This is a genomic window from Bradyrhizobium sp. SZCCHNR1053, assembly GCF_032381235.1.
In the GTDB taxonomy this organism is placed as follows: Bacteria; Pseudomonadota; Alphaproteobacteria; order Rhizobiales; family Xanthobacteraceae; genus Bradyrhizobium.
The window spans coordinates 60,246-83,581 of sequence record NZ_JAUHJM010000015.1 but is presented as its reverse complement, the minus strand read 5'-3'; the positions used below and the strand labels follow the sequence as shown (position 1 = coordinate 83,581).

The 23,336-nt window shown below is 64.3% G+C and carries 25 protein-coding genes; 11 read left to right on the top strand and 14 right to left on the bottom strand.

The window, feature by feature from the left end:
• Positions 1 to 7: 7 nt before the first annotated feature.
• The 7 genes from coaA to hisB form a co-directional block, all read right to left on the bottom strand.
• A complete protein-coding gene (coaA, locus tag QX051_RS26680) occupies positions 8 to 964 on the bottom strand; it encodes a type I pantothenate kinase (RefSeq protein ID WP_315740433.1) in 957 nt (318 codons plus the stop codon).
• Between the two features lie 33 nt (positions 965 to 997).
• Positions 998 to 1,321, bottom strand: a complete 324-nt coding sequence (locus QX051_RS26675) for a phosphoribosyl-ATP diphosphatase (protein ID WP_257167618.1) — start codon at positions 1,319 to 1,321, stop codon at positions 998 to 1,000.
• A 78-nt stretch (positions 1,322 to 1,399) separates the two neighbouring features.
• Positions 1,400 to 2,176, bottom strand: coding sequence for an imidazole glycerol phosphate synthase subunit HisF (gene hisF / locus QX051_RS26670; RefSeq protein WP_315740432.1), 777 nt, complete (start codon positions 2,174 to 2,176; stop codon positions 1,400 to 1,402).
• Positions 2,177 to 2,187: 11 nt separating this feature from the next.
• On the bottom strand, positions 2,188 to 2,922 hold the full coding sequence (gene hisA / locus QX051_RS26665; RefSeq protein ID WP_315778164.1) for a 1-(5-phosphoribosyl)-5-[(5-phosphoribosylamino)methylideneamino]imidazole-4-carboxamide isomerase: 735 nt from the start codon (positions 2,920 to 2,922) through the stop codon (positions 2,188 to 2,190).
• 60 nt (positions 2,923 to 2,982) lie between these two features.
• A complete protein-coding gene (gene hisH / locus QX051_RS26660) occupies positions 2,983 to 3,633 on the bottom strand; it encodes an imidazole glycerol phosphate synthase subunit HisH (protein WP_315740430.1) in 651 nt (216 codons plus the stop codon).
• A complete protein-coding gene (locus QX051_RS26655) occupies positions 3,630 to 4,154 on the bottom strand; it encodes a DUF2628 domain-containing protein (RefSeq protein WP_315778163.1) in 525 nt (174 codons plus the stop codon). The genes hisH and QX051_RS26655 overlap by 4 nt, the downstream gene beginning before the upstream one ends.
• Positions 4,155 to 4,179: 25 nt before the next feature.
• Positions 4,180 to 4,773: an imidazoleglycerol-phosphate dehydratase HisB gene (gene hisB, locus QX051_RS26650; protein ID WP_315740428.1), complete on the bottom strand. Its 594-nt coding sequence runs from the start codon at positions 4,771 to 4,773 to the stop codon at positions 4,180 to 4,182.
• 195 nt (positions 4,774 to 4,968) lie between these two features.
• On the opposite strand from hisB, the gene hslV reads away from it, so the two are divergent.
• From hslV to QX051_RS26630, 4 genes are all read left to right on the top strand, one after another.
• Entirely contained in the window at positions 4,969 to 5,529 is a 561-nt protein-coding gene (hslV, locus tag QX051_RS26645; protein ID WP_315778162.1) for an ATP-dependent protease subunit HslV, read from the top strand.
• Positions 5,530 to 5,532: 3 nt separating this feature from the next.
• The gene (locus QX051_RS26640) at positions 5,533 to 6,132 is read left to right on the top strand and encodes a DUF2585 domain-containing protein (RefSeq protein ID WP_315778161.1); all 600 of its coding nucleotides are present in this window, start codon (positions 5,533 to 5,535) and stop codon (positions 6,130 to 6,132) included.
• A gap of 51 nt (positions 6,133 to 6,183) precedes the next feature.
• Positions 6,184 to 7,488 (top strand): ATP-dependent protease ATPase subunit HslU, encoded by a 1,305-nt coding sequence (gene hslU / locus QX051_RS26635; RefSeq protein WP_315740425.1) that lies wholly within the window; start codon positions 6,184 to 6,186, stop codon positions 7,486 to 7,488.
• Between the two features lie 214 nt (positions 7,489 to 7,702).
• On the top strand, positions 7,703 to 8,824 hold the full coding sequence (locus QX051_RS26630; RefSeq protein ID WP_315778160.1) for a hypothetical protein: 1,122 nt from the start codon (positions 7,703 to 7,705) through the stop codon (positions 8,822 to 8,824).
• Positions 8,825 to 8,827: 3 nt separating this feature from the next.
• Here QX051_RS26630 and QX051_RS26625 read toward each other — a convergent pair whose 3' ends face one another.
• The 3 genes from QX051_RS26625 to QX051_RS26615 all read right to left on the bottom strand — a co-directional run bounded on the left by QX051_RS26625 (position 8,828) and on the right by QX051_RS26615 (position 11,916).
• Complete coding sequence (locus tag QX051_RS26625) at positions 8,828 to 9,403, bottom strand: Smr/MutS family protein (protein WP_315778159.1); 576 nt, start codon at positions 9,401 to 9,403, stop codon at positions 8,828 to 8,830.
• A gap of 12 nt (positions 9,404 to 9,415) precedes the next feature.
• Positions 9,416 to 11,050, bottom strand: a complete 1,635-nt coding sequence (locus tag QX051_RS26620; RefSeq protein ID WP_315778158.1) for a murein transglycosylase A — start codon at positions 11,048 to 11,050, stop codon at positions 9,416 to 9,418.
• 164 nt (positions 11,051 to 11,214) lie between these two features.
• A complete protein-coding gene (locus tag QX051_RS26615) occupies positions 11,215 to 11,916 on the bottom strand; it encodes a Tim44/TimA family putative adaptor protein (RefSeq protein WP_315778157.1) in 702 nt (233 codons plus the stop codon).
• Between the two features lie 385 nt (positions 11,917 to 12,301).
• Here QX051_RS26615 and secB point away from each other — a divergent pair, with 385 nt between their 5' ends.
• The gene (gene secB, locus QX051_RS26610; protein ID WP_315740420.1) at positions 12,302 to 12,790 is read left to right on the top strand and encodes a protein-export chaperone SecB; all 489 of its coding nucleotides are present in this window, start codon (positions 12,302 to 12,304) and stop codon (positions 12,788 to 12,790) included.
• A gap of 58 nt (positions 12,791 to 12,848) precedes the next feature.
• Here the strand turns inward: secB and dnaQ are convergent, their stop codons facing one another.
• Genes dnaQ through QX051_RS26590 form a run of 4 tightly spaced genes read right to left on the bottom strand, consistent with a single transcriptional unit; the run spans position 12,849 to position 15,687 of the window.
• Positions 12,849 to 13,547: a DNA polymerase III subunit epsilon gene (dnaQ, locus tag QX051_RS26605; RefSeq protein WP_315759081.1), complete on the bottom strand. Its 699-nt coding sequence runs from the start codon at positions 13,545 to 13,547 to the stop codon at positions 12,849 to 12,851.
• A 42-nt stretch (positions 13,548 to 13,589) separates the two neighbouring features.
• Positions 13,590 to 14,189, bottom strand: coding sequence for a dephospho-CoA kinase (coaE, locus tag QX051_RS26600; RefSeq protein ID WP_315778156.1), 600 nt, complete (start codon positions 14,187 to 14,189; stop codon positions 13,590 to 13,592).
• Positions 14,190 to 14,227: 38 nt separating this feature from the next.
• Positions 14,228 to 14,836 carry a Maf family protein gene (locus tag QX051_RS26595; protein ID WP_315778155.1) on the bottom strand — a complete coding sequence of 203 codons (609 nt, stop codon included), beginning with the start codon at positions 14,834 to 14,836 and terminating at the stop codon, positions 14,228 to 14,230.
• 11 nt (positions 14,837 to 14,847) lie between these two features.
• Entirely contained in the window at positions 14,848 to 15,687 is an 840-nt protein-coding gene (locus QX051_RS26590) for a pyruvate, water dikinase regulatory protein (protein ID WP_315740416.1), read from the bottom strand.
• 414 nt (positions 15,688 to 16,101) lie between these two features.
• Between QX051_RS26590 and hemJ the strand changes: the two genes are divergently transcribed.
• From hemJ to QX051_RS26560, 6 genes are all read left to right on the top strand, one after another.
• Complete coding sequence (hemJ, locus tag QX051_RS26585; protein ID WP_315740415.1) at positions 16,102 to 16,524, top strand: protoporphyrinogen oxidase HemJ; 423 nt, start codon at positions 16,102 to 16,104, stop codon at positions 16,522 to 16,524.
• A gap of 240 nt (positions 16,525 to 16,764) precedes the next feature.
• Positions 16,765 to 18,030, top strand: a complete 1,266-nt coding sequence (gene rho / locus QX051_RS26580; protein ID WP_315740414.1) for a transcription termination factor Rho — start codon at positions 16,765 to 16,767, stop codon at positions 18,028 to 18,030.
• Between the two features lie 179 nt (positions 18,031 to 18,209).
• Entirely contained in the window at positions 18,210 to 19,547 is a 1,338-nt protein-coding gene (mnmE, locus tag QX051_RS26575; protein WP_315778154.1) for a tRNA uridine-5-carboxymethylaminomethyl(34) synthesis GTPase MnmE, read from the top strand.
• A gap of 233 nt (positions 19,548 to 19,780) precedes the next feature.
• A complete protein-coding gene (mnmG, locus tag QX051_RS26570) occupies positions 19,781 to 21,658 on the top strand; it encodes a tRNA uridine-5-carboxymethylaminomethyl(34) synthesis enzyme MnmG (RefSeq protein ID WP_315778153.1) in 1,878 nt (625 codons plus the stop codon).
• Positions 21,659 to 21,668: 10 nt separating this feature from the next.
• On the top strand, positions 21,669 to 22,337 hold the full coding sequence (gene rsmG, locus QX051_RS26565; protein ID WP_409998143.1) for a 16S rRNA (guanine(527)-N(7))-methyltransferase RsmG: 669 nt from the start codon (positions 21,669 to 21,671) through the stop codon (positions 22,335 to 22,337).
• 34 nt (positions 22,338 to 22,371) lie between these two features.
• Positions 22,372 to 23,223 (top strand): ParA family protein, encoded by an 852-nt coding sequence (locus QX051_RS26560; RefSeq protein WP_315759087.1) that lies wholly within the window; start codon positions 22,372 to 22,374, stop codon positions 23,221 to 23,223.
• The last annotated feature ends 113 nt before the right edge of the window (positions 23,224 to 23,336 follow it).

The following is a 23,336-nucleotide window of genomic DNA, read 5'->3' as shown; positions in this document are numbered from 1 at the left end:
GCCACGCTCACAACCGCCTGAGCGCCACCGTCTCGACCTCGTGGTCCGCGCCCTTCTTCAGGATCAGCGTCGCGCGCGGCCTTGTCGGCAGGATGTTGTCCTCGAGATTGGCCAGGTTGGTGCGCTCCCAGATGGCGATCGCAGTGGCGATGGCCTCCTCGTCCGACAGCAGCGCGTAGCGGTTAAAGTAGGACCGGGGATCATGGAACGCAGTGTCGCGCAGCGACAGGAAGCGCTTGACGTACCATTTGCGCAGGATCGCCTCGTCGGCATCGATATAAACCGAGAAGTCGAAGAAGTCGGAGACGACCGGCACGGCCTTGCCGTCACGCGGCAGCGGCCCGGTCTGCAGCACGTTGACGCCTTCGACGATGAGGATGTCCGGCTGGTCGATCTCGACCCACTGATGGGGGACGATGTCGTAGGTGAGATGCGAGTAGACCGGCGCGCGCACCTGATGCCGGCCGGCCTTGATGTCGGAGAGGAAGCCGAGCAGCCGCGGCAGGTCGTAGCTTTCCGGAAAGCCCTTCTTCTGCATCAGGCCCTGCCGCTCCAGGACCGCGTTCGGATAGAGGAAACCGTCGGTGGTGATGAGATCGACCTTCGGCCGCGGCGACCAGCGCGCCAGCAGGGCCTGCAGCACGCGCGCGGTGGTGGACTTGCCGACCGACACCGAGCCGGCAACGCCGATGATGTAGGGCATCTTGCGGTCGCGGATGCCGAGGAACTGGCGCTGCGCGTAGTACAGCCGCTGCGCCGCGTCGACATACATCGACAGCAGTCGCGACAACGGCAGATAGATGTCCTCGACCTCCTTGAGATCGAGGCGATCGTGCATCGAACGCAGCTTGGAGAACTCGCCGGGCTCCAACGTCATCGGCGTGTCGTTGCGCAGCTCGGCCCATTGCTCGCGGGTGAAGACGCGGTACGGATTATATTGTTGTTCGGTGGTGCGCATATCCATGACGCTGCCCTTCGTTTCCCCGGCCGACGCGCCCTACTCCGTCTTGCGCGACGCCTTTTCTTCCAGCCCCGACTGACCGGTGCGCTTGCCGAGCGCCGCCTCGACCTCCTCGAGCCGGACGTCGCGCGACTTCAACAACACCAACAGATGAAACAGCAGATCGGCGCTTTCGGAGATCAGATGCTCGCGGTCGGTGCCAACAGCGGCGATGACCGTCTCGACCGCCTCCTCGCCCATCTTCTTGGCGCATTGCGCCGGGCCCTTGTCGAGCAGCTTGCGCGTATACGACGCCTCGCCGCCCGCCGCGGCGCGCGCGTCGATGATGGCAGCGAGATCGTGAAGCGTGAAACGGGACATCAGCCGGTACTCGGAACGCCTGCCCGAACCACGGCGGCCGGACCAGCGTTCATCTAACATTTTTGCGGCGCAATGTCGTCAGGGATCGAGCCGCATCGGCAGGCCCTGGCGCGCCATGTGCTCCTTGGCCTGCCGGATGGTAAATTCCCCGAAATGGAAGATCGAGGCGGCCAGAACCGCAGTCGCGCGGCCCTCGCGGATGCCGTCGACCAGATGGTCGAGATTGCCGACGCCGCCGGAGGCGATCACCGGCACCGGGACGCTGTCGGCGACCGCCCGGGTCAGCGGCAGGTCAAAGCCCTGGCGCGTGCCGTCGCGGTCCATCGACGTCAGCAGGATCTCGCCGGCGCCGAGCGCGACCACCTCCTGGGCGTATTCCAGCGCGTCGATGCCGGTCGATTTGCGTCCGCCATGGGTGAAGATCTCCCAGCGGCTGCCGCCGCCCGGCCGCGACACGGACTTGGCGTCGATCGCGACCACGATGCACTGCTCGCCGAACTTCTCGGCCGCCTCCTTGACGAATTCGCGCCTGCTCACCGCGGCCGAATTGATCGAGACCTTGTCGGCGCCGGAGCGCAGCAGGGTCTTGATGTCGTCGATGGTGCGCACGCCGCCGCCGACCGTGACCGGCATGAAGCAGGCCTCCGCGGTGCGCCGGACGACGTCCAGCATGATGCCCCGGTTCTCATGGGTGGCGGTGATGTCGAGGAAGCAGAGCTCGTCGGCGCCGGCGGCGTCATAGGCGATCGCGGCCTCGACCGGATCGCCGGCGTCGCGCAGATTGACGAAGTTGACACCCTTGACGACCCGTCCGTCCTTGACGTCGAGGCAGGGAATGACACGGACTTTGAACATCCTGTTCTCTCCTACGCGCGCGCCGCGCGGATCAGCGCCAGCGCCTCCGCCGGGTCGAGCCGGCCGTCATAGAGCGCGCGGCCAGCGATGGCGCCCTCGAGCTTTTTCGCACGCGGTGTCAGCATCGCCCTGACGTCCTCGATCGAGGCAAGGCCGCCGGAGGCGATCACGGGAATCGAGATGGCATCGCCGAGCGCGATCGTAGCGTCGAGGTTGAGGCCCTTGAGCAGGCCGTCGCGGGCGATGTCGGTGAAGATGATCGCGGCGACGCCGGCGTCCTCGAAGCGTTTGGCGATGTCGAGCGCGGTGACCTCGGACGTCTCCGCCCAGCCTTCGACCGCGACCTTGCCGTCGCGGGCATCGAGGCCGACGGCGACGCGGCCGGGAAAGGCCTTCGCAGCGGTCTTCACCAGTTCGGGATCGCGCACCGCTGCGGTGCCGATGATGACGCGGGTGACGCCTTTGCCGAGCCAGGCCTCGACCGTCTTGAGATCGCGAATGCCGCCGCCGAGCTGCACCGGCATCTTGACGACCTCCAGCATCTTCTCGACGGCCTGCGCATTGACAGGCTTGCCGGCGAAGGCACCGTCGAGGTCGACGACGTGGAGATATTCAAAGCCCTGGTCGGCGAAGCTCTTGGCCTGCGCGGCGGGATCGAGGTTGAACACGGTGGCGCGCGCCATGTCGCCCTGCTCCAGGCGCACGCACTGGCCGTTCTTCAGATCGATAGCGGGAAACAGGATCATATCAGTTGTCTTTCAAGAGCGCGCCCTGTCCGCCTCTTGCGGCGAACAGGACGGAAGCGCTCACGGCTTCCATTTCAGGAAGTTGGAAATGAGGGCGAGACCGAAACGCTGGCTCTTCTCGGGATGGAATTGGGTGCCGATCGCGGTGTCCTTGCCGACGATCGCCGTGATCGGACCGCCGTAATCGGCGCGCGCCAGCACATCGTTCTCGTTGACCGCATTCAAGTGATAGGAGTGCACGAAATAGGCGTGCAAGCCCTTCGGCCCGAGCGGCAGCCGCTCCAGGACCGGATGCTCCTGCACCAGGTCGAGCGTGTTCCAGCCCATGTGCGGGATCTTCAGGCTCTCGTCACGAGGGGCGATCTTCTCGACGTCGCCGGCGATCCAGTCGAAGCCGTCGGTGGTGACATGCTCCTTGCCGCGCGTTGCCATCAATTGCATGCCGACGCAGATGCCGAAGAACGGCCGCGCCTTGTGGCGGACGGCTTCGGTCATCGCCTCCAGCATGCCGTTGACGGAGTCGAGGCCGCGGCGGCAATCGGCGAAGGCGCCGACGCCGGGCAGCACGATGCGGTCGGCGCGATACACGGTGTCGGGATCACGCGTGACGACGACCTTCTGCGGATCCGCCATGCCGCGCGCGGCGCGCTCGAACGCCTTGGCGGCGGAATGCAGATTGCCGGAGCCGTAATCGATGATTGCAACACTCATCGTCCACCTCCGGGTTCGGGAAACAAGCCAATGATGCTGGCATGCGGCAGCGGCGGCGGGTGCAGCCCATTGCCATTGTCGCGGGTCGGCGGCGCCGCGCCGCGATCGACGGTGTGATTGTCGTAGCCGAGCGTGCTGCGCCGGGCGGCCCAGCGCTCGAAGAAGCGGCGCTCGGCGGCATCGAGATCGTCGGCGACGACGACGTCGATCTGGCGCCAATTGCCGCGCGAGTAGCTCCAGCGCTTCAGGCTCGAGGCTTCAAGCCCGAGCAGGATCGCGAACAACAAATCGACGCCGGCAATCGCACCGCCGTTGACGCCGACGCGCACCAGGATCACGTCGAGCGCGATCATCAGCACGGCCCAGACGAGCATCGCAAGCCAGAGGCGATGCCAGGCCAGCCAGACGGCGCCGAGCACCGCGGCCCAGAAATGGAAGCCGTCGCGGATGAAGACGAAGCGATCGGTCGAACGCAGATCGACCCCGGAGGCCAGGGGAGCGTGAACCGTATAGACGGGCATGTCGATAATCCCTTGGACGGGGAGGTCAGCCGCCGAGCTGACCCTTGGTGGATGGCACTTCGCCCTGATTGCGCGGATCGATCGAAAGCGCTGTCCGCAGCGCCCGCGCCAGACCCTTGAAGCAGGATTCGGCGATATGATGGGCGTTCTCGCCGTACAGCGTCTCGACGTGCAAGGTGATGCCGGCGTTCATGGCAAACGCATTGAACCACTCGCGCACCAGCTCTGTGTCGAACTCGCCGATCTTGTCGCGCGCGAAGGTCGTGCGGAACACCAGCATCGGCCGGCCCGACACGTCGATCACGACGCGCGTCAAGGTCTCGTCCATCGGCATGTGGATCGAGGCATAGCGGGTGATGCCGGCCATGTCGCCGAGCGCCTGCCGCACCGCTTGGCCGAGCGCGATGCCGACATCCTCGGTGGTGTGGTGAAAGTCGATATGCAGGTCGCCGACCGCCTTGACCGTCATGTCGATGCGGGAATGCCGGGCAAGCAGATCCAGCATGTGATCGAAGAAGCCGATACCGGTCGCGATGTTCACGACGCCGGTGCCGTCGAGGTTCACGGACACCTCGATGTCGGTCTCTTTGGTCTTGCGCTTGATGGTCGCGCTACGCATGGGGTCAGCTTTCCCTTGAAAACGCGGCCCTTTTATCAGGCGGATGTCGGCTTAGCTACTGCGGGATAGCGCCCCGTACGCCTGATCTCGGGCCATGGTGAGCGGATTTCAAGACCGGGTCGGGCAGGGCAGGGACCCGGTAATTGTATCCCGACGCCTGAGCGCCTAAATCAGGGCATCAACCAGGGATCCCCCATGCACGCATCCTCGAACGAGCCCACCGTCTGGCACGGCACCACGATTCTGACCGTCCGCAAGGGGGGCAGGGTGGTGATCGGTGGCGACGGCCAGGTCTCGATCGGCCAGACCGTGATCAAGTCCAATGCCAAGAAGGTGCGCAAGCTCGGCAAGGGCGACGTCATCGGCGGCTTCGCCGGAGCCACCGCCGACGCCTTCACCCTGTTCGAGCGGCTGGAGAGCAAGCTCGAGCAATATCCGGGGCAGCTCACCCGGGCCGCGGTCGAGCTCGCCAAGGACTGGCGCACCGACCGCTATCTGCGGCGGCTCGAAGCCATGATGATCGTGGCCGACAAGGAGGTCTCGCTGGTGCTGACCGGGACGGGCGACGTCCTGGAACCGGAGTCCGGCGTGATGGCGATCGGCTCTGGCGGCAACTATGCGCTTGCGGCGGCGCGGGCGCTGATCGACACCGACAAGGACGCCGAGAGCATCGTCCGCCGCTCGCTCGACATCGCCGCCGACATCTGCGTCTACACCAACCGCAACATCACCATCGAAGCATTGTCGGCCGAGTAGACCATGACCGCGGACGAGATCGGCGCCCCGTCCCGGCAGTCGTCCGGACCCTGGCTCATCCCGGTGCTCGGTCTGCTGGCGCTGCAGGCCGCACTGTTGTTCGCGATGGGCCGGCTGCCGATCTGCGCCTGCGGCACCGTCAAGCTGTGGCATGGCGTGGTGCAGAGCTCGGAGAACTCCCAGCATCTCACCGACTGGTACACGTTCTCCCACATCATTCACGGCTTCTTGTTCTATGCGCTGACCATGCTGGTGGTGCCGCGGCTGCCCTGGCAGGGGCGGCTGATCCTGGCGATGCTGATCGAGGGCGCCTGGGAGCTGGTCGAGAACTCCAGCTTCATCATCGAGCGCTATCGTGCCGCCACGATCTCGCTGGACTATTTCGGCGACAGCATCGTGAACTCCGTCGGCGATACCCTGGCGATGATGACCGGCTTCCTGCTGGCGCGGGTGCTGCCGGTCTGGCTGACCGTCGTGATTGCAGTCGCGCTCGAGATCGGGGTGGGCCTGCACATCCGTGACAACCTGACCCTGAACATCTTGATGCTGATCTATCCAACCGAGGCGATCCGGCAGTGGCAGGCCGGACCGCCGCTCCTGTGACGGCGGAAATCCGGCTTGCCCTCATCCCCGTCCGACCCTAGCTAGAGCCTCATGACAGACTTTTCACCCCGCGAAATCGTCTCCGAACTCGACCGCTACATCGTCGGCCAGGCCGACGCCAAGCGGGCGGTGTCCATTGCGTTGCGCAACCGCTGGCGCCGGCTGCAGCTCGATGCAGGCCTGCGCGAGGAGGTGCTGCCGAAGAACATCCTAATGATCGGGCCGACCGGCGTCGGCAAGACCGAGATCGCGCGGCGGCTGGCCAAGCTCGCGGGCGCGCCGTTCCTGAAGGTCGAGGCGACCAAGTTCACCGAGGTCGGCTATGTCGGCCGCGACGTCGAGCAGATCATCCGCGATCTCGTCGAGGTCGCGATCGTCCAGGTGCGCGAGCGCAAGCGCAAGGACGTCGCCGCCCGGGCCCAGCTTGCCGCCGAGGAGCGCGTGCTCGATGCGCTGGTCGGCGCCAGCTCCAGCGCCGCCACCCGCGACTCGTTCCGCCGCAAGCTGCGCGCTGGCGAGCTGAACGACAAGGAGATCGAGATCGAGACGCAGTCGTCCGGCGGCGGCCTTCCGATGTTCGAGATCCCGGGCATGCCGGGGGCGCAGATGGGCGCGATCTCCATCGGCGACATCTTCGGCAAACTCGGCGGCCGCACCAAGACGCGGCGCGTCACGGTCGAAGCCTCGCACGACATCCTGATCGCGGAAGAGTCCGACAAGCTGCTCGACAGCGACCAGCTGGTGCAGGAGGCGATCAGCGTGGTCGAGAACAACGGCATCGTGTTCCTCGACGAGATCGACAAGATCTGCGTGCGCGAGAACCGCGCAGGCGGCGACGTCTCCCGCGAGGGCGTGCAGCGCGACCTGCTGCCGCTGATCGAGGGCACGACGGTCTCGACCAAGCATGGCGCTGTGAAGACCGATCACATCCTGTTCATCGCGTCGGGCGCGTTCCACATCGCCAAGCCATCGGACCTCTTGCCGGAGTTGCAGGGCCGGCTGCCGATCCGCGTCGAGCTGCAGGCGCTGACGCGCGACGACATGCGCCGCATCCTGACCGAGCCGGAGGCGTCGCTGATCAAGCAATATGTCGCGCTGATGAAGACCGAGGGCGTGACGCTCGACATCACCGACGATGCGATCGACGCGCTCGCCGACATCGCGGTCGCGGTCAACTCCACGGTCGAGAACATCGGCGCGCGTCGGCTGCAGACCGTAATGGAGCGCGTCCTCGACGACATCTCCTTCACGGCCTCCGACCGCAGCGGCGAGACCATGCGGGTCGACGCCGCCTTCGTGCAGCAGCACATTGGCGATCTCGCCAAGAACACTGATCTCAGCCGGTTCATTTTGTAGCGGCTACCCGTATGGGTCGAGGCCTAGCTACAAATTCCGCCGTCGTCCCCGCGAAAGCGGGGATCCATAACCACCAAAGCCAATTGTGACTCTCGATGGCGGCTCCAGCCCTGCCTCAGCGTGTACAGCGGTGGCTATGGGTCCCGGCTCAAAGCCGGGACAGTGTTGGATGTCGTGGTGACAGTCTCCCCGCCGGCCATCGCTCGGTCATGGCATGACCGGCGCCTACAACAAACATTGGCAGGCGATGCTCGCCGTCAACGCCGCCGTGATGCTCGGCGTGCTCCTGCACAAGATCACGCTGCCGCCCTACATCCCCTACATCCACCTGCTGGTCGACTATCACCACGGCTTCATCAAGCGCGCGCTGGTCGGTGCCATCGTCGGACTGTTCACGGCGAGGGTGCCGGTGTGGCTGGTGTTCGCAATCGGCGGCAGCGTCTGGCTGATCACGCTCGCTCTGTACCTGCAGCTGTTCCGACGCACCTTTGGTTTTGATCGCGCGCAGCTGCCGCTGTTCGTCTTCACGGCTGGGTCGCCGTTCGTCTTCAAGAACTTCCTGTTCACGCTCGGTCATTTCGACATCTATGGCTGTCTCGGCGTCATCATCCTGTTGCTGGTCCCGGCGAGCTCACTCGGCTACGTCCTGCTCGCCACGCTCATCTCGGCGGTGCTGGTGCTGATCCATCACATCCATCTGCTGATGTATGTGCCCACCATCGTCGCCATCGTCGTGCTGCGCTACTATCTGGCCCGCCCCATCGCCCGGCTCGACCTTGCCGTGGGCGCAAGCGCGCTGCTCGGCCTCGGCATCCTGTTCCTGGCCGCGCAATTCCTCGGAACCATGCCGCTGCCCGAAGCCGATTTCGTAAGTTATTTGCAGACACGAATGGCCGATCCATCGCGCACCGAGCTGCTTCAGTTCGCCTATGTCTGGTACCAGCCGCTGTCCAAGGAAGTGCAGGACACCTGGGCGCGCATGCCGTCCAATCTGCTCGGCGTGCCCGTATATGCGCTGCTGCTCTGGCTGCATGCACCGCTATGGAGCTACTACAGCGATCTTGTCGGCGCATTGGAAGAGCGGCGTCATCGCCAGATCGTCATCGCCGCGCTGATCTTCATCAGCCTCGCCTACGTCGTGATGTTCGCGATGGTGTTCGACTATTCGCGCTGGATCTCGAGCTGGGTCGTTTGCATGGTGATGATGCTGCACGCGGTGAAGACGCTTCCCGCGACCAAGCCGATTGCACCGATTGATCCCGACGATCGCAGGACCACGATCCTGGGCTGGATCGTCACCGCCGTACCGCGCGTCGGCATCATCCGGCCGTTCTGAGCCTCAGCCTCTTGAGCGCCTGATACGGACGTAGAGCGCGCCGGCGCCGCCATGTCCGACATGGGCCTCCTCGAAGCCGACGATCAGCGAGCGGAATTCCGGCAGGCTCAGCCAATGTGGCACCTGGCGCCGGAGCACGCCGCGTTCAGGGTCCGCGCCGATGGTGCCCTTGCCGGTGATGACGAGCACGAAGGTCAGCCCATCATGCTGCGCGCGATGCAGGAAATGATGCAGCGCTTGGTGCGCCCGGCTCTGGGTCATGCCGTGCAGATCGAGCCGCGCATCGATCTCATTGCGGCCGCGCGACAGTTTCGAACGCTCCCTCCGGCCGAGCGAAACCAGCGGCGGAATCGCCGGCCGGACGGGTTTCGGCGCGGCAACCGGCGCGACCGGCCGCTGCGTCATCGCGGGTTTGTCCGGCTGCGGTTCGGACGTCGTCATCGGTGGATGCAGCCGCACCGGACGCTGTGTCTTGCGCAGCGGCTTGACCTGGCGCGCCACCGTCTCCCACAGCATGCGCTCGTCCTCGGAGAGGCCGCGCTTGCGACGGCCACGGGGCGGCTCGGGATCATGCGACATGGAAACGGCTTGTCATCGGCGGTTGCGGTGGCGTCTGCCATAGCGCAATCGGCGGATATTGCGATCACTTTCGAGTCGCGGTCGGGCCTCGGGCAGGGGCACTGGCTGCGGGGCCACCACGTTCTGCGCCACGGTGGTCGCGGATTTTGCGACGGCGATCGCGGAGCTAGCCGCGACGGGAGCAGCGGCCTTTGAATCCTTCGCCGCGGAGGGCGCCGCCGCCGTCGTGGCCTGGTCCTGCTCCTTCGCTTGATCTTTGGCAGCCTCCTTCGCTGCCTGCTTCGGCAGCACTTGCGGAAACAGCTTGGCGATCTTCTCCGACGGACGCGCATCCGGCAGCGGCATTTTGCGGCCACGCGCAACCGGATCGAGGCTCTTCGGCACCAGCATCACGAACTGGATGCTGTGCTTGAGGCGGCCGGAGACCTTGCCGGCGTCCGGTCCCGCGCCGAAGTAGAGATCGGCGCGCGCAGGTCCGACGATCGCCGAGCCCGTATCCTGGGCAATCATCAGCCGGTGGAAAGCCGTCTTCGACTTCTCGGATTCGATCGGCAACTCGCCGGTGATAAAGAACGGCGTGCCATAGACGTGCAGCGACTTGTCGACCGCGATCGAGCGGCCCGGAGTCAGCGGGATGCCCTGGGCGCCGATGGCCTCGTCCTTCTCCGACAGTTGCACCTCGCGGAAGAAGATGTAGGAGCGGTTGGTCCGCCGCAGTTCGTTGGCACCTTCCGGGTTCTGCTCCATCCAGTCGCGGATGCGCTGCATCGACATCTGCTCGCGCGGAATGATGCCGCGCTCGATCAGGACACGACCGACCGGCGTATAGGGATGGCCATTATAGGCATCGTAGTTGATGCGGACGGTCGAGCCGTCGTCGAGACTGATGCGCGCGGATCCCTGGATCTGGGCAAACAGCAGGTCCGTCTGGTTCCTCAGCCACGCGATCTCCAGGCCGCGGCCCTCGATGGCGCCGTCCTCGATCTCCGCGCGGTCGTAATAGGGGACCAGCTTGCGCCGTCCGATCTTCCGGTAGACGGGACCCTTGTTGGGCAGACTCGTCGCGTCCTGCTTGAAGCCGCGAACGAACAGATTGGAGGGGCGGCGATAGACCGGAACATTGTAGACCTCGTTCTGGGTCCGCGAGCCGTCGATCACGGGTTCGTAGTAGCCGGTGACAAAGCCGTCGGCATCGCCGAGCTTAGAGATCTTCAGCGGCTCGAAGTGCCGCTCGAAGAACGCCCTTGCCGCGGCATTGTCGGCGAGATCGGCGGCCCGGGCGTCGCGACAGGGGTCGCGCAGGGAATCGCCCAGCGCCTTGGCGTCCGGCGTGACATCCGTCTTGGCGGCGATCGGCTTGCAACTGGCGCGGAACGTCCGGTACGCCGCAAGCTGATCATCGTCGTTCCAGCCGGGCACGTCGTTCCAGGCCAATGGCAGGTACTGGCTGTTGTTGATTTCGAGCGGCCAGTCGAGCTGGGGGTAGGGCAGGTGGCGCACCGATGCCACCGGGGTCCGGTGGCGCGAGCGCACCGCCTCGGCCGCGTAAGGGGCGAGCGCCACGGCAACGACGCTCAAGGCGAGCGCCGATGTCCAGTACTTTACGCGATGAGCGGTGAAACCCCGCTTCCAAATTTCGCGAACCATGCTTGCACCATCAAAGTACCACTCAACGCGAAGTTCGGAAAAAACGGGATTCTAAAAAATCGACGTCACAATTCAAGAATGCGCCTCGTCGTCCTCCTGACGCAGCCGGCCGACACCGAGAGCGGTGCCCTCCAACGTAACGCCGGCGGCGGCAACCTATTCCATCAATGGCTGCCAGTGCCGACCAGCTTCCAGTTCGGATCGCGCGAGCCGGTGTCGCGGGCGAAAGTCCAGATGTCGGTGATGTCGGCCACCTTGTCCGGATTGCCGTCGACGATGTTGCCCATCTTGTCGCGTGTCACCGAGATCATCTGCGAGACGAAGCGGACCGTGACCTGCGCGGTGCGGTCGCGCAGCTCGGCACCGACCAGCTCGGCGGTATCGATGGAGACGAAGCGGGTTTCGGTCTTCTGCTCCTGCTTCTCACGCTCCTTGATGACGGAGTCGAAGCTCTCATAGACCTCGGACGACAGCAGGTCGCGCAACGCGCGGCGATCACCATTGGCAAACGCCAGCACGATCATCTCGTAGGCGCTGCGCGCACCGGTCAGGAAATGGCGCGGATCGAACGATGAGTCATCGGCGACGATCGCGTCGAGGCCACGCGCGAGCGGCGTGCCCGGCTCGGCCAGGCCGCGCCAGCGATCGCCCGCCGCCGGCATCTCGCCGCCGGGGACCGAAGCCGAGGGGTCGACGGGCTTGTTGGGAACCGGCATGACGTGGTTGTCCGGCGCACCCTGGACCGCGTTTCTGGCGGCGTGATCGAACGGCGTGCGCTCGCTTCCGGTGCGCTGCCCGAGCACGGCGCGCAGGCGCACGAAGATGAAGACCGCCAACGCCAGGAAGATGATGGTATAAATGTCCACGTCGTGTTCGCTTTCTGACCTGTCGAGCCGAACGCGGAGCCCGGCCACCGGACACCCGTTCTACAGGATCCAGGTAAAGACCCGTGAATCCCTCGGTCGACCCGGATGTAGTCATCGAATTGGGCCCGGCCAATGGCACATTGTGGCGTAGCGATCCTAACCCTTTTCCTTCTCAAGGGGAAATCCGATCGACCCCTGATTGGAACGGGGTAGGCCGGTCGCTGGTTCCGCCCGGTGGCTGATGCGACAAATAGAGGCATACCGGCCGGATCAATCCTTTGCCTCGGCCTTTTGCGGCGTCCGTGGCTCGTCCTTGTGGAACAAGCCGGCCCTATGGTAGCCACGCGCCGCAACGACCCGCCCTTTTTGCCTGGAGAACACTGCGATGACCAACGGTAACGGCGCCACTCCCGAGGCGGCTGCTCCTCCTCAACTGAACGTGCTGGCCCAATACATCAAGGATCTCTCGTTCGAGAATCCGAACGCGCCGCAGTCCCTGGCACCGCAGGGCCAGCCGCCGCAGATCAATATCCAGATCAATGTCGGCGCCAATGCGCTGAATGACACGGAATACGAGGTGACGCTGACGATCGAGGGCAAGGCCGAGAGCGGCAGCCAGGTGATGTTCAGCTTCGAGCTGGTCTATGGCGGCGTGTTCCGGCTGGTCAACATTCCGCGCGAGAACCTGTCGCCGATGCTGCTGATCGAATGCCCGCGCCTCTTGTTCCCGTTCGCCCGCGAGATCGTCGCCAACTCGGTGCGCGACGGCGGCTTCCCGCCGCTGATGCTGGACCCGGTCGATTTCGTTGGCCTGTACCGCCAGAACATGGAGCGCCAAGCAGCGGCCCAGGGCGGCCAAGTGCTGTCGAGCTGATCTGGTTCAGCTTTACGATTGATGTTTGCAGGGCGTGATCCGCTGCCGATCAGGCGGATCACGTGCCGGCGAGAAACTCCATCCAGATCGGCTTGTCGCCGAGGGTGGCGATGAAGGCCCGATGCGCCTCTCGCTCCGCATCCGTGACACGTGGCAGAAGCGGCTGCTCGCGCTGACGGCGCGGCGTATCGCCGGCCCCCCCGATGCGGATCTCCTGGCTGTCCTGGGTCAGGATCAGCTGCGACTGCCGCGCCCCGACGAGATCGACATAGACCTCCGCCAGCAGTTCGGCGTCGAGCAACGCGCCGTGCTTGGTGCGGCGTGAGTTGTCGATCGCATAGCGTGAGCAGAGGTCGTCGAGGCGGTTCGACACGCCAGGATGCTTGCGACGTGCGAGCAGCAGCGTATCGACCAGACGATCCCTGGGAATGGCCGCGCGCTTGACCCGGTCGAGCTCGGCATTGATGAAGCCGATGTCGAACGAGGCGTTGTGGATCACCAGCGGGGCATCGCCGATGAATTCCAGGAACTCCTCCACGATCTCGTGAAACAGCGGCTTGTCCGCCAGGAACTCGCTCGACAGTCCGTGAACCGCGAACGCCTCCGCCGGCATGTCGCGTTCGGGATTGATGTAGCGGTGGTAGACTTGGCCGGTGGGCATGCGGTTGATGATCTCGACACAGCCGATCTCGACCAGGCGGTCGCCGCGCAGGGCGTCGAGGCCGGTGGTTTCGGTGTCGAGAACGATCTCACGCATCTGATCTGATCCGTCGAATTCCGCGCCGCCGGCGTTCGCGAATCAGCCCCGGCGCTGCGGCATTCTAACGACCTCCGCCAGGATGTCGCGGATGCGTGCCCGCACCGGATCGAGCCCGTGAGAGGTATCCACGACGAAATCGGCGCGCTTGCGCTTCTCGGCATCCGGCATCTGCCGTGCGAGCAGCGCATCGAGCGCTTCTTCCGTCATCGTGCCGCGCGCCAGGATGCGTTGGCGCTGGATCTCGGGCGACGTCGACACCACCACCACGGCATCGACGCGCTTGTCGCCGCCGGTCTCGAACAGCAAGGGGACATCGACGACCGCAACCGGCACGCCGGACTGCTCGGCGTCGTCGAGAAACTTCTGGTGGTAGGAGCGCAGCATCGGATGCACGATCGCTTCGAGCCGGCGGATCGCGTCGGGATCGCCGACGACCTTGGCCGAGAGCCTGGCCCGATCCACCTTGCCGTCCACCGTGGTCCCAGGAAATTCGGCTTCGATCGCTGGCGCGGCTTCGCCTTCATAGACCTTATGAACGGTCGCGTCGGCGTCGTAGACCGGCACGCCGGCTTCCGCGAACAGCTTTGCGGTCGTCGACTTGCCCATGCCCATCGAGCCGGTCAGACCCAGCACTCTCATCCGCGGTCACTCCCCCTTACGCGTGGCTGCGGTCGGCATCAGATCCTGAGCAGCTTCGCTTCGCGAAAATAGGCGAGCAGCGGCAACAGCGGCAGGCCGAGTATGGTGAAGTGATCGCCGTCGATCCGGTCGAACAGGTGCACACCGAGCCCTTCCAGCTGATAGGCGCCGACGCTGGATGTGACGGCTTCGCCGGCGACATCGAGATAGGCTGCGATCTCGGTTTCGGTGAGGGCGCGCATCGTCATCCAGGCAATTGCGACGTGCGAGAACAGCACCTCACCGTTGCGGACCACGGCAATGGCCGAGTGCAGCGCATGGGTGCGCCCGCCCAGCGCCAACAGTTGCTGCATGGCATGCTGGCGGCCGGCTGGCTTGTTGAACATGCGCTCACCCAATGCGAGCGTCTGATCCGCGCCCACCACATATGAATTGGGCCTGCTTGCCGAGACCGCAGCGGCCTTTGCGTTGGCAAGGTGTAACGCGATCTCGTAGGGCGCCACCAGGCCGGCTTCGGCCTGCACCGCGCGTTCGTCGATATCGGCCGGAAGGGCCTCGCACGCGAGGCCTGCGTTCGCGAGCAGCATCCGCCGCACGCGGCTTTGCGATGCCAGAATGAGAGGCTCGTCACTGCACCAGATGGACATTGATCCGCTCACTAGTCCGGAAGCCGCTGCCGCTGCCGGTCGGTATAGAGTTTCAGGATCGCGGCGGCCGTCTCCTCGATCGAGCGCCGCGTCACGTCGAGCATGACCCAGTTGAACTTCGCACTCAGCTTGCGTGCATAGGCGACCTCGTCCGTCACCGACTGCTTGTCGACATAATTCTCATTGCCGGATTCCGCACCCATGCTGAGCAGGCGATTCTGCCGTACCTGGATCAGCCGCTCCGGGGTCGCATGCAGGCTGACGACCAGCGGCTTCTTCAATGTCTCGAGCTGATGCGGGATCGGAATGCCCGGGACCAGCGGCACGTTGGCTGTGCGCACGCCGCGGTTGGCGAGATAGATCGAGGTCGGAGTCTTCGACGTCCGGCTGACGCCCACCAGCACCACTTCGGCGTCTTCGAGGCCGTCGACCATCTGCCCGTCATCGTGGAGCATCGTGTAGTTCAGCGCATCGATGCGGGCGAAATATTCGGCATTGAGCACATGCTGCGCACCGACGCGGCCGGCGGTCGATGCGCCGAGATAGGCCTCAAACAGCTGCATCACCGGACCGATGATCGACAGGCTCGGGATGTTGATCTGCTGGCACTTGCCTTCGAGCCGGCTGACCAGGTCCTTCTCGAGCAGGGTGAACAGCACGATGCCGGGGGCTTCCTCGATCTCGTCGAGCACACGGTCGAGCTGCTTCTGGCTGCGAACCAGCGGGTACACGTGCTCGACGGGGGTCACGTTGGTGTACTGCGCGGCGACCGCTCGCGCGACCGTGATCAAGGTTTCGCCCGTCGAATCGGAAACCAGATGCAGGTGAAAGTAATTGCCGGTGGTGGGCATCAAATCCTTAACGATCTGTGAATCCCTGTGAAGGATGGGACCAAAAAGCGGCCTCGGACCGCTCCCTTTGTATAACCCCGATAGTTCTGCACATGGTCGCCGTCCGGGACGGCGCCAGGCAGCAGCGCGATGATATCGGGACGAGGTCGGTTTGTCTCTGGATAAGCTGTCGAAGGATTTCGGCAAGCGTTTGAATCACATTGAACTCTGCGGCGATCCGGCGCGTGCAGCTCACATGTTGAGGGATGTGAACAAGCTGCGAGCACACTGCGGATGACATTGCATGAGTCCAATCCACCGCTACCTAGACTCAAACCTTAAGATTCTAAAATTATTTGGTTTGGAGGGGACTGAGCGAGCGGATATGTCTCGGCACGCAAGCTGATCACCAGCCGAGAGGATCACGCGTCTCCGATGTATGAGTGGATCAAGGCCCTGCACGTCATCGCCGTCATCGCGTGGATGGCCGGCATGCTGTATCTGCCGCGGCTGTTCGTCTATCATTGCGACGCCGAGATCGGCTCGAAGCAGTCCGAGACGTTCAAGGTCATGGAGCGGCGCCTGCTCAAGGCGATCATCAATCCGGCGATGACCGTGACGTGGCTTGCCGGGCTCTATCTGGTCTGGGCCGGCCACTGGTATACCAGCGGTTGGTTTCATGCCAAATTTCTGCTGGTGCTGATCATGTCCGGAGTCCACGGACTGTTTACCCGCTGGGTCAGGGAATTCGGCGCCGACAAGAACACCCGCAGCCAGAAATTCTACCGCTACATCAATGAGGTACCAACGGTACTAATGATAGGCATCGTGATTCTCGTGATCGTCAAGCCGTTCTGACCGTTTCCCTCGGAATACCGCTGCGCTGCAGACGCCTTGCAGACGCCGGCGCGATTTTCTATATTGTAGATATCCCACCCCACGCAGGCGGATGTGGTTGCGTTCCGGCTTGACCGGCCGCCGCATCAGGTCTGGTGCCTCATCGGCGCCAACCTTGCTCAGACCTGCGGACCTCATTTTCGTCCGCCTTCCCACAGCCACCTCGCATCCCTCCCAAGTCGCTTCCACAGGACCACCCCAATGCGGGAAATCAAACTACAGGACCTCAAGTCAAAGACGCCGGCCGAGCTCGTCTCCTTCGCGGAGGAAAACGGGGTCGAGAACGCCAGCACGATGCGCAAGCAGGAGCTGATGTTCGCCATCCTCAAACAGCTTGCGATCCAGGAAATCGACATCATCGGCGAGGGCGTCGTCGAGGTGCTCTCCGATGGCTTCGGCTTCCTCCGCTCGCCCGATGCCAACTACCTGCCGGGTCCCGATGACATCTACGTCTCGCCCTCGCAGATCCGCCGCTTCGGGCTGCGCACCGGTGACACCATCGAAGGCCACATCCGCAGCCCGAAAGAGGGCGAGCGTTATTTCGCGCTGCTCAAGGTCAACACGCTGAACTTCGAGGATCCCGAGAAGTCCAAGCACAAGGTCAATTTCGACAATCTCACGCCGCTGTTTCCGGATGAGCGCTTCCGGCTCGAGCTCGAGGATCCGACCCGCAAGGATCTGTCGCCACGCGTGATCGACATCGTCGCGCCAATCGGCAAGGGCCAGCGCGCGCTGATCGTCGCGCCGCCGCGCACCGGCAAGACGGTGCTGATGCAGAACATCGCGCACTCGATCACGGCCAATCACCCCGAGTGCTACCTGATCGTGCTGCTGATCGACGAGCGTCCGGAAGAAGTCACGGACATGCAGCGCTCGGTGAAGGGCGAGGTCGTGTCCTCGACCTTCGACGAACCGGCCGCACGTCACGTGCAGGTCGCGGAGATGGTGATCGAGAAGGCCAAGCGCCTGGTCGAGCACGGCCGCGACGTCGTCATTCTGCTGGACTCGATCACCCGTCTCGGCCGCGCCTACAACACCGTCGTGCCGTCATCCGGCAAGGTGCTGACCGGCGGTGTGGACGCCAACGCGTTGCAGCGGCCGAAGCGCTTCTTCGGCGCCGCCCGCAACATCGAGGAAGGCGGCTCGCTGACCATCATCGCGACCGCTCTGGTCGATACCGGCAGCCGCATGGACGAGGTCATCTTCGAAGAGTTCAAGGGCACCGGCAACTCCGAGCTCATCCTTGACCGCAAGGTCGCGGACAAGCGGACCTTCCCGGCGATCGACATCGCCCGCTCAGGCACCCGCAAGGAAGAGCTCATCACCGAGCCGCAGAACCTCAAGAAGATGTACGTGCTCCGCCGCATCCTCAATCCGATGGGCACGATGGACGCGATCGACTTCCTGCTCGACAAGCTCCGCAGCACCAAGAGCAATGCCGAGTTCTTCGAATCCATGAACACCTGATCGCGCCACGGTCTCGATTTGGAAAGGGCGCTCTTTGGAGCGCCCTTTTTGTTTGACCTGTTTGTCGCTGCGCCCGGCGTGAAGTCCTCGATGCTTATCCGCCCGCCATGGTTCGCCGGCGTAAAGCATGCCGCTGCAAACCGATTGTCTTTCGCTGCCGGTGGGCCCAACTGAGGATCATGCATCCTCACGACCAGACCATCTTCGCGCTGTCCTCCGGACGCCTGCCGAGTGCGATTGCGATCGTCAGACTCTCCGGGCCTCACGCCGGCATCGCCCTTCAGATGCTGGCGGGGAAACTGCCGCTACCGAGGATGGCGACGCGCGCCTTGCTGCGCGATGGCAATAGCGAACCGATCGACGATGCCGTCGTGCTGTGGTTTCCCGGCCCGGCCAGTGCCACCGGCGAAGATGTTGCCGAGCTGCATGTGCACGGCAGTCGAGCCGTCGTGGCGACAATGTTCTCGGTGCTGTCGACGATGCCGCAGATGCGCCCTGCCGAACCGGGCGAGTTCACGCGGCGCGCGTTCGAGAATGGCAAGATCGATCTGACCGAAGCCGAGGGGCTCGACGATCTCATTCATGCCGACACGGATCGGCAGCGGCGCCAGGCGTTGCGGCAGCTCAAGGGCCTGCTTGGTGACAAGGCGCGGGGCTGGCGTGAGCAGATCATCGAAGCTACGGCGCTGATCGAGGCCGGGATCGATTTTGCCGATGAAGGCGACGTGCCAACCGAGCTGATGGCGTCGGCGCTATCGCGGATTGAGCAGCTACTGGCGGAGATCGAGGCCGTGTTGTCGGCGCAGGGTCGGGCCGAGCGGCTGCGCGATGGCCTGACTGTCGTCATCGCCGGACCTCCAAACGCCGGCAAGTCGACATTGATGAACCTGCTGGCCCGACGTGAGGTGGCGATCGTCTCGCCTCATGCCGGCACCACGCGCGACGTCATCGAGATCCAGCTCGATCTCCAGGGCTATCCCGTCACGGTGATCGACACCGCTGGGATCCGGGAGACGGACGACCCCGTGGAGCAGGAGGGGGTGCGCCGAGCCCGGGATCGGGCTGCGCAAGCCGATCTCGTGCTGTGGCTGTCCGAGGATAGTCAGCCGGAGGCAGAGCGTCGAAGCGGGGTGCCTGTCTGGCTGGTCCGGAACAAGATCGATCTGCCGAGACCGCAGGAGACAGCCACGGCGACGGTGCAGGGAGATGCTCCGGTCTTTGCGATCTCGGCCAGAACCGGAGCAGGGGTGGCCGGCCTGTTGGAGGCTCTGATAGGCTTTGCCCGTGACTTCTTCGGATCGACCGAGAATGGCCTGATCACCCGGGAGCGGCAACGAGCCCCGCTCAATGAGACCGTGGCGGCGCTTCGTCGGAGCGTTACGGCTGTTGATCTCGGTGAGGAGCTTGCCGCGGAGGAGCTGCGGATCGCCGCCCAGGCGCTTGGGCGTCTGTTGGGGCGGGTCGATGTCGAGGATGTGCTGGACGTGATCTTCCGCGAGTTCTGTATCGGAAAGTAGCAGCGTCAAGAGCCTCGCCGGACGCAGATATGCTTAATGAAATGTTGCTTGGTTAACTGATCGTCAATCGTTTCACGTGAAACAGGGGTAGAGCCCTCGTTGGACGTTTCACGTGAAACAAGTCCCAGATGGCACCGATGCTGTTTCACGTGAAACATCTCCCTGCCCGACGGTGGCGAATGTTTCACGTGAAACGTCTTCCGAGCGTTGTCCGCACGCGCTAGATAAGCCTCATGAGCGAGCATCTGACATCCTACGACGTCATCGTCATCGGTGGCGGCCACGCTGGCTGTGAAGCTGCGGCGGGCGCGGCGCGCATGGGTGCCCGAACCGCCCTGATCACGCATCAGTTCGCGACCATCGGCGCCATGTCCTGCAATCCGGCCATAGGTGGGCTGGGGAAGGGACATCTGGTTCGCGAGGTTGATGCTCTCGATGGGCTGATGGGTCGCGTCGCCGATGCCGGCGGTATCCAGTTTCGGGTTCTGAATCGTCGGAAGGGGCCGGCCGTTCGAGGTCCACGCGCCCAGGCCGACCGCAAGCTCTACGCTGCAGCGATGCAGTCGGCGATCCGGGAGACCGCGAACCTCGCCGTCATTGAAGGCGAGGCGGACGAACTGATCGTTGCCGGCGAGCGTGTAGCGGGGTTGCGGCTGGCTGATGGTCGGACCTTCATCTGTGGCGCTGTCGTCATCACGACCGGCACGTTCCTGCGTGGTCTGATCCACCTGGGTGAGAGGACCTGGCCGGCCGGCCGGGTCGGCGAAGCGCCGGCGCTGGGGCTGTCCCGGTCTCTCGAAGCCATCGGATTTCGGCTCGGGCGGCTCAAGACCGGCACGCCGCCGCGTCTGGATGGATCGACGATCGACTGGACAGCGGTCGAGATGCAGCCCGGCGACGATCCGCCGGAGCCGTTCTCCGTCCTGACCGACAGGATCACCACCCCGCAGATCCAGTGTGGGATTACCCGAACGACGACCGCGACCCATGAGGTGATCCGCGCCAACGTCCATCGCTCGCCGATGTACTCCGGGCAGATCAAGTCGACCGGGCCGCGCTACTGTCCGTCGGTTGAGGACAAGATCGTCCGCTTCGGTGATCGCGACGGTCACCAGATCTTCCTGGAGCCGGAAGGGCTCGACGACACCACCGTCTACCCGAACGGTATCTCGACCTCGTTGCCTGAGGAGGTCCAGCTCGCGCTGCTGCCGACCATCCCGGGCCTCGAGCGCGTCCGGATGATCCGACCGGGCTATGCGATCGAGTACGACCACGTCGATCCACGCGAGCTGGAGCCAACGCTCCAGACCAAGCGGATGAGGGGCCTGTTCCTGGCGGGTCAGATCAACGGCACGACCGGCTACGAAGAGGCTGCCGCCCAGGGTCTGGTAGCCGGGCTCAATGCGGCGCTCGCGGCGGGCGGCGGCGAGTCGATCGTGTTCGATCGTGCCGACGGCTATCTCGGCGTGATGATTGATGACCTCGTGACGCGCGGGATCACCGAGCCCTACCGCATGTTCACCTCGCGCGCGGAGTATCGGCTAACCCTCCGGGCGGACAATGCGGACCAGCGGCTGACCGACAAGGGCATCGCGCTCGGCTGTGTCGGCAATGATCGCGCGCGTTTCCATCGAACCAAGATGGATGCGTTGGAGGCTGCCCGTTCGATGGCGAGGTCGCTGACGATCACGCCCAACGAGGCGGCGAAGCATGGCCTCACGCTCAACAAGGATGGCCAGCGCCGCTCGGCCTTCGATCTGATGGCCTATCCGGAGATCGGCTTCTCCGGGGTGGGAGCGATCTGGCCGGAGCTCGGTGCGATCGATCCCGCCATCGCCGTCCATCTGGAGATCGATGCCAAATATGATGTCTATGTCCGCCGCCAGAGCGAGGACGTGGATGCCTTCCGGCGCGATGAGGGCTTGGTGCTCGGTGGGGTCGATTATGCGCTTGTCCCGGGTCTTTCGAATGAGGCGCGGGCGAAGCTGACTGCAGCCAAGCCGTGGACGATCGGACAGGCGGGCCGGATCGATGGCATGACGCCGGCGGCGCTCGGGATCCTTGCGGCCTATCTCCGTCGGGAAGCGCGTCGCAGCAAGGCCACCGGCTGAGGCGTTTCACGTGAAACAGGCATCGCCAGCGGTGGCATCCAAGATGATCGAATCGGACAAGGCGGCAGCGCTCGCGCTGACTCCCGTTTCACGTGAAACGGAGCATCGCCTCGATCGCTATGTCGCGCTGCTGTTGGAATGGCAGGTGAAGACCAATCTGGTCGCGCCGTCGACCTTGCCCCATCTCTGGACGCGCCACATCGCCGACTCGTTGCAGCTTCTCGATCTCGCGCCCGACGCCAGGATCTGGGTTGATCTGGGCAGCGGCGGCGGCTTTCCCGGCGTCGTACTTGCCTGCGCTTTGGCCGATCGGCCGGGTGCACAGATTCACTTGGTCGAGCGCAACGCCAAGAAGGCAGCGTTCCTGCGCGAAGCAATTCGTGTCACCGGCGCTCCGGGGATCGTGCATTTGTCAGAGATCGGGGATATCGTGGAGAAGTGGAGCGGGCGAGTCGATTGCGTGACCGCACGCGCGCTGGCTCCGCTACATCAGCTCATCGGCTTTGCGGAGCCCTTGGTGAAAAAAGGCGCGAAAGCGCTGTTTCTCAAGGGTCAAGATGTAGAAGCGGAATTGACCGAATCTACTAAGTATTGGAAAATTGAGTCGAAACTTCACTCCAGCCGGACGGGCGGGCAGGGCTGGATCGTCGCAATCGATTGCATCGAGCGACAGAGCTGAATTCCGTCAAGACGACAACCAATGGCGATCGCGCATGGCCGTAATTGATCAGATTTATCAAGAAGATAGAGCCCCGCACCCGGAGGGGCATCCGCGCATCCTGGCGCTCGCCAATCAGAAGGGCGGGGTCGGCAAGACCACGACCGCGATCAACCTCGGCACGGCGCTGGCAGCGATCGGCGAGCGGGTGCTGATCGTCGACCTCGATCCGCAGGGCAACGCCTCGACCGGGCTCGGCATCGACCGCGGCAGCCGTAACTGCTCGACCTATGACGTGCTGATCGGCGAGGCCTCGCTGCGCGACGCCATCGTTGCGACGGCCGTGCCGCGGCTGCACATCGCCTCCTCGACGATGGACTTGTCGGGTCTCGAGCTCGAGCTCGGTTCCACCGCCAACCGCGCCTTCCGTCTGCGCGATGCGATCGCCGGCCTCAACAACAACGTCTCGCCGGAGAACGACTACACCTACGTGCTGGTCGATTGTCCGCCGTCGCTGAACCTGCTGACGGTCAATGCAATGGCCGCGTCCGACGCGATCCTGGTGCCGCTGCAGTGCGAGTTCTTCGCGCTCGAAGGTCTGTCGCAGCTGCTGCAGACCGTGGAGCAGGTGCGCTCGACCCTGAACCCGAACCTCTCGATCCACGGCATCGTGCTGACGATGTTCGACTCGCGCAACAACCTGTCGAACCAGGTCGTCGCCGACGTCCGCCAGTTCATGGGATCGAAGGTCTACAACACGATGATCCCGCGCAACGTGCGCATCTCGGAAGCGCCGTCCTACGGCAAGCCGGTGCTGGTCTACGACTTGAAGTGCGTCGGCAGCGAGGCCTATCTCAAGCTCGCGACCGAAGTCATTCAGCGCGAGCGTGACCTGCGCACGAACTGACTTTGCCTCTGCTCCGGGGGACCTCGTCGCCCGGATCTCATTCGAGGACGACGGCGGGTTTCGAAATGAATCCGCTCCCTCGTTCATTGTGCCGACGGGACCGATCGGCAGCA